The organism is Pseudomonadota bacterium (assembly GCA_039033415.1).
Classification (GTDB): domain Bacteria; phylum Pseudomonadota; class Gammaproteobacteria; order Xanthomonadales; family SZUA-38; genus JANQOZ01.
The window spans coordinates 22,741-34,980 of record JBCCCR010000039.1; the positions used below are offsets into that span (position 1 = coordinate 22,741).

A 12,240-nucleotide genomic window follows, 5' to 3' on the forward strand; every position below is an offset into this window, starting at 1 on the left:
GCCAATCGGCTCAGGCGGCTGAGCTTTCAACCTCCGGGTTGGACAGCGCTTCGCTGGTGGCCTCAGCCGCTTCGCTGGCCGCGATCTGTCCCGTCCTGAATGCCCTTAACAGCGCGCTGCTGAGGGTCGCCAGCGGAATGGCGAAGAACACGCCCCAGAATCCCCAGACGCCGCCAAACAGGAGCACCGCGGCAATGATCGCGACCGGGTGGAGATCCACCACCTCGGAGAACAGCAGCGGCACGAGCGCGTTGCCGTCGAGCATCTGAATGATGCCGTAGGAGATGAGCACCCAGGCGAACTGGGAGGTCCACCCAAACTGGTAAAACGCCACGATCGCCACAGGCAGCGTAACCACCGCCGCCCCGATGTAGGGCACCAGCACGGAAAAGCCCACGATGGTGGCTAGCAGCGCGGCGTACTGCAGGTTCAGAAACTGGAAGGTCACGAAGGTCACAACGCCCACCACCAGAATCTCTACCGCCTTGCCGCGCACGTAGTTGCCAAGCTGAACGTCCACCTCGCGCCACACTGAAATGGCCAGGTGACGTTCTTTCGGCAGAAACTGCTGGAACCAGCCGATCAGCTGGTGCTTATCTTTCAGCAGGAAAAACACCAGAATCGGCACCAGGACCAGAAATACCAGCAGGGTAATCACGCCGCTGATGGAGGCGAGCGTCTGGGTCACCAGCCCCTGCCCCGCTTCGGCCAGCTGATCACCCAACGAACCCATAAAGGCCGTGATCTGCTCCTGGCTGACGAGCTCCGGATACTTTTCCGGCAGCGTTTCGATGGTCGTTTGAAGACGATTGACGAAGGCCGGAACCTGCTGGACAAGCTGGGTAACCTGCCGAGTCAGCAGCGGCACGATGCCAAAAAACATCACGAGCAGCGTGGCGACAAAGATGACAAACACCAGCGACACAACCAGGAGCCTGGGGAGGCCAAAGTCCTGCAGCCGGATGACCACACCTTCCAGCAGATAGGCGATGACCAGCGCTGCGAACAGGGGCGCAAGGATGTTGCCAAATGCCCAAACAGCCACAAAACCGAGCAGCACGAGCGCCAGCAGGATGAAAACCTGCGGGTTCGAGAAGCGGCGCACAAACCATTCGCGCAGTAGCTGCATGGGTGTCCTTTTACCTCGGTCGCCAGAAAAGCTGGACGCTTGCTGCTATGAAACCTGAAATGCCCTCACCGCACAAGATGGCTTAAGCAATGGATGAACCGTTGTCAGCTAAAGAACAGAAAGCGGCCAAACGAGATCGGTGCCGACGCGAAGCCGGCGGGTGGTGGGTCAGAAGTTCAGCGTCCAGAGCAGTTCCAGCTCGATGCTGTCGCCGCGCAGATCCGTGGGGCTCGCAAACTGCGGGTTGCCCAGGTAATACTCCGCCGGCGCATAGCTGGCGTTGACGCTGAGTCGGGAGTTCAGCGTCGTCTGGTGATCCAGGCCGAAGCTGATGTTGCGGTCGGCAACGTCGCGCCGTAACGCCCGAGCCAGCAGCGGCGAATCGGGTTCGGGCTGTTGCGAGGTGCTGTAGCTAACCGACCAGGACGACCGGTCGCTGCTTTGCCAGCTCCAACCCACCTGGTAGACGGTCAGGTCGTCCCAGTTAAAGTCCGGGCTGGCGCTATCGCCGAGCAGCGACAGGAAGCGATCGGGCAGCAGCGCCGTCGTGAACGTGCTGACTTCGCTGTAGAAGACCCGCTGCACGTCAAAAGTCACCGCAGACCGGCGTCCGGACCGCACCGTGACGCCAAAGTTGGCGCTCGCCGGTATGTCGAAATCGCCGGGCTCGGCGTAAATGCCCCGGTAGTTCTGGAACGCCTCCATGTCGATGCGCGACTGGAATGACGCCCCCATGGTCACGTCCGGATTCAGCTCTGACGTCAGCCCGAGACGCAGACCGGCGCCGCTGGACTGCTCTCCCTGGCGCAGGAACTGGTTGCGTTTCTGATCGAGGCGTCGCATCTGGCCCGGATAGTCGTAGGCCGTATTGGCAGTGACGGCGCCAAAGCCGGGCGTGGCGTATCCCTGCTGCGCAAAAACCGCCGAAACGTCGATGCTGCTCTCGTCGCCAAGCGCCTGGCGGAACCCGGAGGAGATCACCGACCGCTCAAACTCAAAGCCGCCGACCCGCTGATCCAGCAGCCGCTGAGGGCCGTTGCTGGAGATCTGCGCCATGCTCGGCCCCTGCCGGGAGGAGAACCGAAAGGTCAGCGCCGTCTGCGCTGGCGGCGCCAGGTTGGAAAATTCCGGTCTGAGGAGATCGTCGTTGAGGCTAAGCAGCCCGATCTCCACGTCGACGTCGAACCCGAGTTTGTCCGCAAAGTCCGGCATCAGCGCGCGCTGAGCGTAATCGCGCCAGTCGCGAAGGTTCATGCGACCAAGGGCCATCGCGGCAACCGGGGAGCGCAGCACGGTCGTGCCCGGCAGCGCGAGCGCGTTTGCCGCCAGCTGCTGCTGCGCGGCGGTGATCGACGGCAGCGATCCTGCCTGCGAGGGAGCCGCCAAAACCAGGCCGAGCGCGAGCGTCAGCCCACGGCCCCAGCGGGCAACGGACTGTCTGCAGCTAACTCGTTGATTTATGGCGATACGAATGTGGTTGTCCCCCAAGCGCACATACACGCGTTATCTAAGCCAAACTATGGCAAGAACACAACAGACTGTCAATTGAACTCCATCACGTTCTGAGCCTTACGCCACAAGGGATTGCGAAAGGGTTGCCGGGGGTCAAAGACCGGCTCACGTGGCGATTGTTGCTCAAAAACCACAGCTTGGAGACGCCGCGCCCGCCGACCGTTGAAGCGAGGATTGCAGTCCGCGCGTCCGAACGACATGATAGCCCGCCCGTCCGCATGCTCAGCAACCCATGGACCAGCGTCCCCGAAGGATAACCGCGCTCACCTCATCGAGGGCCGATTACGCTCACCTCTATTGGGTGCTTCGCGCGCTCCAGGCGAGGCCCGAGCTGGACCCGGAGGTAGTGCTGTTCGGTGCCCACCTGTCACCGGAGTTCGGCCATACGGGTGATCTGGTGAAGCAGGACGGCTTTCGCGTCCGGGCGGAGCTCGAATGCCTGCTCAGCTCCGACAGCGATACGGGGATGGCAAAAACCATCGGCCTGGCGACGCTGTCCTTAGCGGACGAGCTCAGCCACGATCGCCCAGACCTGCTGCTGCTCATCGCCGATCGTTACGAGATGCTCGCCGCGGCCAGTGTTGGCCTGGCGCTGCGAATTCCTATGGCTCACCTGGAGGGCGGCGAAATCTCGGCCGGCGCGATCGACGACGCGGTGCGCAACGCCCTGACCAAACTCGCGCACCTTCATCTGACGCCCCACGAGGAGGCGCGCCGCCGCGTGATCGCCATGGGCGAGCAGGCGTGGCGGGTAACCACCTCTGGCGCTCCGTCACTGGACGCGCTGAAGCATCTGGCACTCAAGGACGCTGAAACGCTTTCCCGTGAGCTGGCGCTGCCGCCGGGACCGCCTCTCGTCGTCGCCTGGCACCCGCTCACGCTGGCCAGCGATACCAACTGCGAAACCGACGCCCTGTTTGCCGGCCTGGACCGGTTTCTAACGCAGTGGGATGGACCGGTGGTGTTCTGCTTTCCCAACGCTGACGCCGGGTCGCGCAAGATCGTGCGACGCGCCGCGCAATGGTGTGAGGCGCAAACGCACGGGCGGCTTTACACGAATCTTACGTCGACCGACTACTTTTCACTCCTGGCCAGCGCCGCTGCTCTGGTGGGCAACAGCTCGTCAGGCATTATGGAATCGGCGTCGTTTCGCCTGCCGTGCGTGAACGTCGGCCGGCGCCAGCTCGGCAGGCTGCTGGCCGACAACATCATTGATGTCCCGGCCAGCGAAGCGGCGATTGCCGAAGCGCTGAACCTCGCGGTCAGTCGGTCATTTGCCGAGGGCCTCCGCAAGCTGCAGAATCCTTACGGCGACGGCAACGCCGGTGAAACCATCGCTCGGGTGCTTGCCGAAGCGCCTGCCGCCGAGAAACTGCTGATCAAGGAACCCACCCCTGTCTGAACAACTGACTAGCCTAACCGAGGAGGACGTGTCGCCAATCCCGCTGGCCAGACCGTCAGTCGGCGACGAGGAGCGAGCACTGATCGACGAGGTGCTGGGCAGCGGCCAGCTCAGCCGTGGACCGATGGTGAAGCGCTTCGAAGCGGCCTTCGCGGAGTTTCTGGGCGCTGACCACGCGGTTGCGCTCAGCTCGGGAAGCGCGGCGCTGCACCTGGGCATCAAGGCCCTGAAGCTCCCGCCGTCCGCTGAGATCATCACCAGTCCGTTCAGCGTTCCCGCTACCGCCAACATGGTGCTCGCGGCAGGGGCGCGACTCCAGCTGTGCGACATCAGCCCGACCCATCTCGGGCTCGATCCCCCGCAGGTCGCCTGCACGATCACCGACGAAACGGCGGCGGTCCTCCCGGTGCACGTATTCGGCCAGTCGGCGGAAATCGAGGCGCTGGTGGACGTTTGCCGCATCGAGGGCATTCAGCTGATCGAAGATGCCTGCGAAGCGCTGGGGACGCGGGTTGGGGGGCGGGCCCTTGGAACCTTCGGCGACATGGGCTGTTTCGGCTTCTATCCGAACAAACAGATCACCACCGGCGAAGGCGGGATGCTGGTCACCGACAACCCTGAGCTCGCTGAACGCGTGAGGCTGATGCGAAATCACGGCCGGAGCATGGATGGCCCCTGGCACGACCAGCAGCTCGTCGGGTTGAACTACCGCCTACCGGAACTCTCGGCAGCCCTCGGGCTCGGGCAGCTGCAGCGCATCGAAGACACCATGACCCGCCGTGCTGCCCTGGCGGCCACCTACCGCAAGCAGCTCGCAGAGATACCGGGCCTGCGGCCGGTGGCCCCCGAAGATAGCAACACTTGCTGGTTCGCCTGGGTGGTGATTCTCGACCCGGACCTGCCGCGCGATCAGATCATCGCTGATCTCGAGGATCGCGGAATTCAGGCCGGACGCTACTTCGCCCCGCTGCACCAGCAGCCTGCGCTGGCGCCGCTGGTCGGAGACCAGGGGCCATTCCCGGTCGCTGAAGCGATGGCCGCGCGGGCACTGGCCCTGCCGTTTTTTAACGACATGACCACCGATCAGGCGGAACAGGTCTGCGAGACGCTGGCAGCCCTCATCCAGCGATACCGCTAACTTGGTTGCTCACCGGCGGCTGAGAGGCCACACTCCTAGCAAAATAACAGGCTTTTTTCCTATTTTTTCTATGCTTCTTTCCCCCAAAAACAGACTTTAGGGTCCGTCCAGGGCGCAAAACGTTCGATGACTTTTTCGGGACAGGTTCCTCAAACCGGTTGAGACCGGCCTGCTCAGCCACTACCCTAACGGAATGAAAGCGCTGATCGGCATGCTGGTGCTGTTGCTGTCGGGGCCCTCCTGGGCTCAGACCGGTGCTCTGTCGACCGTTCAGATCAACCCGGTCTCTGACGTTTCAGGCGCAGCGATCGCGCTTTCGATCAGCGGGCAGTGGGAATCCACCTGTACGCCGCTTATCGATGACCTCCGCCTGGAAGGGCGCGGTCTGACGCTGCTGGCGTCCTACGAGACCGACAAAGCCTGTGCAAAGACACCCAGCGGCTACTCGTTGTCGGTTGATCTTGCGGAATATGATCTGTCCGCGCTTGAGGCAGGCGTTCATCCCGTCTCTCTATATGTACGAGCCCAGGGTCAGCGAGAAGCACGGCTTCTCGGTTTTGACCTGGTGCAGCTCGGGGTGAGCGCAGCCATCACGCCGGAAACGGGCCTCTGGTGGCCTGAGGCCGGCGGCACCTTCGAAACGTCGGGACCCGGCGTCGGTTTCTCGCTCGAAGTGCAGGACGGCGAAGCGATTCTGATGACCAACACCTACTCCGACGAGGGTGACGCGCGGTGGCTGGTGTCTACCGGCAGCCTGGACGGGCGCATCATTCGTGGCGACCTGACCGAGCTGGGCGGCGGTCATACGCTGTTCGGCGAGTTCCGCGAGCCAGGCCAGGCGTTTCGCAGCGGACGAGCGCTGTTGGAGTTCCACTCAAGCTCCGCCGCAACACTCTGGCTGGTAAGCAACCTCGGTGGGGAAGATCTGCTGGTCCAGCCTCTGTCGCTGGTGCGGTTTTCGTTTGGTCCACGCTCGATGCTCAACGGCACCTGGCTGCTGCTGCCGGAAACGGGCGGCGAGGCCCTCCGGCTGGACCTGGCGGAGGTAGAGTCAAGCGGCGGTACGGTCACCCTTCTCGATGGCTCGGGCAGCACGGTGACCTGCGAGCGGCTGCTGAGCAAAAAACTCTCGCCGCCCGACAGCTGTCGGCTTCGCGGGATCCAGGACATTCGCTTCCACGACGTTGGGCTTGATCGCTGGCGCGGCACCGACGCCGCCGGCGTTGCCTACATCGCCGTCAGGCTGGACCCCTGACTTCGCTCAAATGCAGCTGACCGGCCGCGGCAGCCCGGCATAACGACAGGCCTGTTTCGCTGGGCCGTCCGGGAACAGGCGATAAAGGTAGCGGCTCTCCCCCTTTTCGCTTCCGAGGCGAACCGCCACGGCTTTCACCAGAACGCGCATCGGCGGCGCCATTTTGAACTCTTCGTAGTAGCCCTGGAGAAACTCAATGATCTCCCAATGCGCGGCCGTGAGGTCCACCTCGTCGTCGGCCGCCATGCGCTCCGCCACCCAGCGCTGCCATTGATCGCGGCGCGTGAGGTAACCGCGCTCGTCGAGCTCGAGCTGGCCCAGGTCCTGTTCGAGGCTATTGCTAACGTCGCTCATGCCCAGCTCTGCTGCATCGCATAGCGAACGCTGAGAGACACGAGCTCATCCATCGAAATACACTCGATACCCGAGGCCACGTCTTCCTCTTGAAGCCCCAGGCTGTGGAGATCGGGCCGCAGCACCAGCCAGCGTCCCCGACGACCTGGGAGCCATTGCTCTGCCGCCACCGAAGCGAGCGCCGCCTCAGCCTGCAACACCACGCAGTCATCGTCACGGACGGTCGCGAGACAGCTGGCGAGGAGCGGGTCGGCACTCGGGTCCCGCCAAAGCCAGTGCATGATCGCGAGGTCCGTGCTGCGTTGGTCTTCGGGCGCCGTAGCCGCTAAGTCAGACATGACAGTTCATCCATGGCGCTGCGAAGCTCCGCACTAGAAACTGCTTTTGCGCTGATGCGCAGGTCGTCGACGGCCAGTTCGTATCGCTCAAGCGCCGAGGCTTCGGCAAAAATCTGTTCAACGCCAAACATCACCAGCGTGCCAAGCGCCGCGGGAAAATCTCGCAGCTCGTCGGTCACTGCCGGGCGGCGCAGGAGCTGTACGCCTGGCCCGAGGAAAAACAACGAGAGCGGCCAGTCGGCGGCGGCCAGGGCAAGGGCGAGATCGAGCCGCTCCCGGGCGTCAGCGCCGTCGTGCGGCCCGCGGAAAAAAGCGAGGCCAACGGGCTTGGCGGCCAGCTCAGTCATGGGAACCGCAGCACCCGGTCAGCGCTGGCCATCGCCGCCAGCCATTGACCCAAACCGGTGATGGCAAAGCCGCTGGCCAGGCTTTCGTCAACAACGCCTCGCCGCTGCGCGGATCCGACGCAGATGAGCAGCCGCAGCTCGTGCTCAATCGCCAGCTCCTGCCATGCCCGGCGAGGATCATAATCGTCGCTGCTGATCTGAGCCGTAGCGAGGCCAATCGCGGCTGCCGCCTGGTAAAAAAAGACGGTCTCGAGCTGATGGCCCGCCTTAAGCGCGGCCCGCGCAAAAGAGACAGCGGCGCGGGCCCGCAGCAGCTGATCTGGCGAGTGGCAAATCATCAGAGCAAAACGGTGCTGTACTTGTGGCGGTGTCACGACGTTGTAACAATGCGTCGTTTAAATGACGCGCAATTAGCTGGCGGCGGCGATTTCGGCAGTCTGTCAGCATCAGGGCAGCGGAGCAAGATTTTGCAGCGGCGCATACTCATCGTTGAAGACGAGGCGGCGATTCGTGAGATGGTTTCCTTCGCGCTGTCGCGTCACGGGATGCTGGGTGTCGAAACCAGCGACGTGCGCGGGGCGCAGGAGGAGATCATGCACGCGGTTCCCGATTTGATTCTGCTCGACTGGATGCTTCCAGGCATGAGCGGGCTCGACTTTGCCCGACGCCTGCGTAAAGAAGAACTCACCCGAGACATCCCGTTCATCATGCTCACCGCCCGAGGCGATGAGGACGACCGAATCCTGGGTCTCGAAAGCGGCGCCGACGATTATCTGGTCAAGCCGTTTTCGACCCGTGAGCTCATCGCCAGAATCCAGGCGGTGCTGCGTCGCTCGTCCCCGGCTGGACTCGACGAAGTGGTGAGCAAAGGCGGCCTGAAGATCGATCTGGCGGCTCATCGAGTCTATGCCGACGACAACCCAATCAACATGGGGCCAACCGAGTATCGTCTGCTGTCGTTTCTGATGACCCATCCGGAGCGCGTCTATTCCCGAAGCCAGCTCCTCGACCAGGTGTGGGGTGGCGATGTCTATGTCGACGAGCGGACAGTAGACGTGCACGTCCGCCGAATTCGCAAGGCCCTCGAGCCTTATGCCAGACATAAATACATTCAGACCGTTCGTGGCGCCGGCTACCGCTTCTCGACCACGCTGTGATTCAGACGGAGGTCATCAGAGCGCTGCGGATTTACCTGGGGCAGCTTCTTCTTAGTGTCCTGGCCGCTGGCGCCCTCGGTTACCTAATCGGCTTTACCGGCTGGCTGGTCGCGGCGACGCTGGCTGCCCACCTCGCCTGGCATATCACCCGGCTGGTCCAGCTCAACCAGTGGACCCACGACCAAAAACGACGCCCGAGGCCGTCCGGCGGCAAGGGCCTGTGGGAATATGCGTTCGCCGCCGTTGCCCGAGGACGGCAGGAGTCGCGCGAACGCAAAAAGCGGCTTGCCTCGCTGGTGCGCGAGCTGCGCAACGCCTCAACCGCGCTCCCCGATGGGATTGTGGTCCTCGACGAAAAAGACCACATCATCTGGGCTAACCAAGGCGCTGGACACTTGCTGGGCGTCAAATCTTCTCACGACCGAGGTCGGCCGCTGGCGAATCTCGTGCGCGACCTGCGCATCGTCAACTGGATGACAACCGCCGACGAGGAGAGCTCCCTAACCATTGATTCAATTCGGCAGTCGGGCCGTAAGCTGCGGCTGCGCGTCTTTCCCTACGCTGCCGACCAGCGCCTCCTGATCGCTCGAGACGTCACGGAAATGGCGCGTGTCGACGCCATGCGCAAAGACTTTGTCGCGAATGTCTCCCACGAGCTGCGTACCCCATTAACCGTGATCAGCGGCTACGTCGAAACCATGGGCGAGGAGGTCGACAAAGAATGGCATCCGATCGTCGAGCGAGTGGAGCTGCAGACCAATAGGATGCGCTCGATTGTTGAAGACCTCCTGACGCTTTCCCGACTCGAAGCCGGTGACTATGGAAACATGGAAAGCCTGGTCAACGGCCAGTCGCTGATCAGCAGTATCGTGATGGAGGGGCGTGCGCTCAGCGGCGGAAAGCACGACATTGATGTCCAGGTGGACGAAAACCTGCACTTACGCGGCAGCGCCAGCGACCTGCACGGAGCATTCCTCAATCTCGTCACCAACGCCGTTCGCTACACCCAGGACGGCGGAAGGATCGAGCTGAGGTGGTTTCGTGACGGCGACCGAGCCGTCTTTTCGGTAAGCGACAACGGGCCGGGTATCGCCAAGCAGCATCAGACCCGGCTGACCGAACGCTTCTACCGCGTCTCCACCGACCGCTCCCGTGAATCGGGCGGTACCGGCCTGGGCCTGGCGATCGTAAAGCACGTGCTGGCCACCCATAATGCCGAGCTGATCATCGACTCCACGCCCGGCGAAGGCAGCACCTTTTCCTGCGTTTTCGACGAGTCCCGCATCCTGGACCACTGGCCGGAAACCCGCGAAGTCAGCTAGCCAAACGAGCCAGCACAGATGACTGCGGCAACGGTCGCAATCTGACGCTGTCCTCCGCAACCCCCCGGCGTGTAGGCTCCCCGTATGGCCCTTGAGATTGTGGACTACCAGCCAGCACACCAGCCGGACTTTGCTCGGCTCAACCTGCGCTGGCTGGAGGCTTACTTCACGGTGGAGCCGATCGACGAGCAGGTCCTGGGTGATCCGGACACCCATATCATCAGCCCGGGGGGCAGTATTCTCATGGCGGTGGACGGGTCGAACGTTCTCGGCACGTGCGCGCTCAAAGTGCACGGTACTCAGGAACTCGAGCTGACCAAAATGGCCGTTGATCCTGCCTCGCAGGGCCAGGGGGCGGGAAAACTGCTCATGTCTGCCGCCATCAGCCGGTTTCGCGGCAGCGGCCGTCGGCTGCTCTGGCTTGAGACCAACCATATCCTGACGACGGCCATCGGTCTGTATCAACACTTTGGATTTCAACGTATCGGCGATGGCCCGCGGCCCGGGTCAGGCTATCAGCGGTCTGATTACTACATGGTCTGGCAGCATGGCGGCCCCGAAAGCCCCTGAGGCGTTGCAGGACCCGCCACCTGAGTCGGGAACCCGGTCTGCTAGACTGGGTCTGACCTAATAGTGCCCCTGAGGGCGCACCTTACGCCTCCGATGAACGCTGACGCTGACCCAACACGCCCAATCAAGCTCAAGAGCCGCCTGCTTTTGCAGAGCTTTTGCCTGCTGCTGGGCGCTATGAGCGCCACAGCGCAGGACAACGTGCGTCTGCCCGATATCGGCGCCTCTGCCCAGGCGATAGTCTCGGAGCAGGACGAACGGCGTTACGGTGAGGCGCTGGTGCGCGAACTGCATCGCGTCGCCCAGGTCATCGATGACCCGCTGGTTTCCGGTTACATCCGCCATCTGGGCTATCGGCTGGCCGCCTTCAGCGACGAACCCGAGCGCGACTTCACCTTTCTCACGCTCGACGCTGACGCGATCAACGCTTTCGCTGCCCCGGGCGGCGTCATCGCGATCCACAGCGGCCTGATGCTGCTGGCGGATACCGAGTCTGAGCTGGCCGGCGTTGTCGCCCACGAGATTGCCCACGTCACCCAGCGGCACCTCGCTCGACGGATGGAGAACAGTAAAAAGGTCACCATTCCGATGATGCTGCTGATGCTGGGCGCAGCGGTGGCCGCCAGCGGCAGCGGGGACGGCGTTCAGGCGGCCATCGTCGGCGGTCAGGGCCTGATGCAGCAGATGATGATCAACTTTACGCGCAACAATGAGTACGAGGCTGACCGCATCGGCATCCGGACCCTGGCGCGCGCCGGCTTTGACCCCCAGGGGATGGCCGAGTTTTTCGGCAAGATGTCCGTGGTCTCACGCAATTATGGTGGCCGGGGTATCCCGGAATTTCTGCGCACGCACCCGGTGGAAACCACGCGGATCGCGGAGGCCAAGGGCCGAGCCGGTTCGGTCACGGTCATCGAAAACCCAGACTACGACCCCGAATACTTCCTGTTTATCCGCGAGCGAGTGCGCGTGCTCACCGCCGACACGCCGCAGGACCTTGAGGAATACTACGGCTTACGCGAGCGCGGTGATGGATTGACGCCGGCCGAGCGGTACGGCCGCGCGCTGCACTTCCTGGAGACCCGACGCCTGGTCGAGGCCACCGAGCTGCTGGAAGTCCTGCTGCGGGATAGACCTAACTCCCTGCCGGTGGCGCTGGCCACGGCCAACGCTGAAGAGCTGGCCGGTCTGGCCGATCGGGCTGAGGAGCGTTTTAACGTGCTCTACGAACGGTATCCCGGCAATCTTGCGGTCACGACCGCGTTCGCTGAGGTGCTGCTGACCCGGGGTGCCGGCGGCGACGTCAAAAAAGCGGAATCGATGCTGCGGCCGCTGCTGAGCCGCTATCCGGATAACGCCAGCCTGTTCATCCAGTACTCGCGCGCAGCCGAGGAAAGCGGCCAGTATGTCCGCGCACAGGAAGCTTACGCCCAGCATGTGTTTCTGTTGGGACAGGTGTACGACGCCGTGTCTCACCTCGAAAAACTCATGAAGAGGCCGGAGCTGGATTACTACGAACGGTCTCGGGTTGAGGCACGGCTGAACGACTACCGTCCGATCCTGGCCGAGATTCAGCGCGAGGACGGCTACGATCCAAGCGAGCAGCGCCGTCGCCGGGACGACCGCATCTCCGCACCTTAGCGATTCAGCGCTGCCGTTAACCCAATCGACGGCACGCTCGTAACCTGGCTGTAACCTAAACCCCCGCCAGCGTTG

General features: G+C 63.0%; 13 protein-coding genes. 7 read left to right on the forward strand and 6 right to left on the reverse strand.

Going from position 1 to position 12,240, the window contains the following annotated elements; genetic code table 11:
• Positions 1–10: 10 nt before the first annotated feature.
• On the reverse strand, positions 11–1,129 hold the full coding sequence (locus AAF358_24150; GenBank protein MEM7708671.1) for an AI-2E family transporter: 1,119 nt from the start codon (positions 1,127–1,129) through the stop codon (positions 11–13).
• Positions 1,130–1,297: 168 nt separating this feature from the next.
• Positions 1,298–2,629 (reverse strand): hypothetical protein, encoded by a 1,332-nt coding sequence (locus AAF358_24155; protein ID MEM7708672.1) that lies wholly within the window; start codon positions 2,627–2,629, stop codon positions 1,298–1,300.
• 244 nt (positions 2,630–2,873) lie between these two features.
• Here AAF358_24155 and neuC point away from each other — a divergent pair, with 244 nt between their 5' ends.
• The 3 genes from neuC (at position 2,874) to AAF358_24170 (ending at position 6,436) form a co-directional block, all read left to right on the forward strand.
• On the forward strand, positions 2,874–4,043 hold the full coding sequence (gene neuC / locus AAF358_24160) for a UDP-N-acetylglucosamine 2-epimerase (GenBank protein MEM7708673.1): 1,170 nt from the start codon (positions 2,874–2,876) through the stop codon (positions 4,041–4,043).
• A gap of 28 nt (positions 4,044–4,071) precedes the next feature.
• Positions 4,072–5,181 (forward strand): DegT/DnrJ/EryC1/StrS family aminotransferase, encoded by a 1,110-nt coding sequence (locus AAF358_24165; GenBank protein MEM7708674.1) that lies wholly within the window; start codon positions 4,072–4,074, stop codon positions 5,179–5,181.
• Between the two features lie 193 nt (positions 5,182–5,374).
• Positions 5,375–6,436 carry a hypothetical protein gene (locus AAF358_24170; GenBank protein ID MEM7708675.1) on the forward strand — a complete coding sequence of 354 codons (1,062 nt, stop codon included), beginning with the start codon at positions 5,375–5,377 and terminating at the stop codon, positions 6,434–6,436.
• 6 nt (positions 6,437–6,442) lie between these two features.
• On the opposite strand, the gene AAF358_24175 is transcribed toward AAF358_24170, so the two are convergent.
• The 4 genes from AAF358_24175 to tusD are packed head-to-tail and all read right to left on the reverse strand — an operon-like array spanning position 6,443 to position 7,849.
• Complete coding sequence (locus AAF358_24175; protein ID MEM7708676.1) at positions 6,443–6,790, reverse strand: TusE/DsrC/DsvC family sulfur relay protein; 348 nt, start codon at positions 6,788–6,790, stop codon at positions 6,443–6,445.
• The gene (locus AAF358_24180; protein MEM7708677.1) at positions 6,787–7,128 is read right to left on the reverse strand and encodes a DsrH/TusB family sulfur metabolism protein; all 342 of its coding nucleotides are present in this window, start codon (positions 7,126–7,128) and stop codon (positions 6,787–6,789) included. The genes AAF358_24175 and AAF358_24180 overlap by 4 nt, the downstream gene beginning before the upstream one ends.
• Positions 7,116–7,475: a DsrE family protein gene (locus AAF358_24185; protein MEM7708678.1), complete on the reverse strand. Its 360-nt coding sequence runs from the start codon at positions 7,473–7,475 to the stop codon at positions 7,116–7,118. Before AAF358_24185 ends, AAF358_24180 begins: the two co-directional genes overlap by 13 nt.
• Positions 7,472–7,849, reverse strand: a complete 378-nt coding sequence (tusD, locus tag AAF358_24190) for a sulfurtransferase complex subunit TusD (protein MEM7708679.1) — start codon at positions 7,847–7,849, stop codon at positions 7,472–7,474. The genes AAF358_24185 and tusD overlap by 4 nt, the downstream gene beginning before the upstream one ends.
• 93 nt (positions 7,850–7,942) lie before the next feature.
• Between tusD and phoB the strand changes: the two genes are divergently transcribed.
• The 4 genes from phoB to AAF358_24210 all read left to right on the forward strand — a co-directional run bounded on the left by phoB (position 7,943) and on the right by AAF358_24210 (position 12,165).
• Complete coding sequence (gene phoB / locus AAF358_24195; GenBank protein ID MEM7708680.1) at positions 7,943–8,632, forward strand: phosphate regulon transcriptional regulator PhoB; 690 nt, start codon at positions 7,943–7,945, stop codon at positions 8,630–8,632.
• The gene (phoR, locus tag AAF358_24200; GenBank protein MEM7708681.1) at positions 8,629–9,954 is read left to right on the forward strand and encodes a phosphate regulon sensor histidine kinase PhoR; all 1,326 of its coding nucleotides are present in this window, start codon (positions 8,629–8,631) and stop codon (positions 9,952–9,954) included. The genes phoB and phoR overlap by 4 nt, the downstream gene beginning before the upstream one ends.
• Before the next feature lie 84 nt (positions 9,955–10,038).
• Complete coding sequence (locus AAF358_24205; GenBank protein MEM7708682.1) at positions 10,039–10,524, forward strand: GNAT family N-acetyltransferase; 486 nt, start codon at positions 10,039–10,041, stop codon at positions 10,522–10,524.
• Positions 10,525–10,617: 93 nt separating this feature from the next.
• Complete coding sequence (locus tag AAF358_24210; GenBank protein MEM7708683.1) at positions 10,618–12,165, forward strand: M48 family metalloprotease; 1,548 nt, start codon at positions 10,618–10,620, stop codon at positions 12,163–12,165.
• The last annotated feature ends 75 nt before the right edge of the window (positions 12,166–12,240 follow it).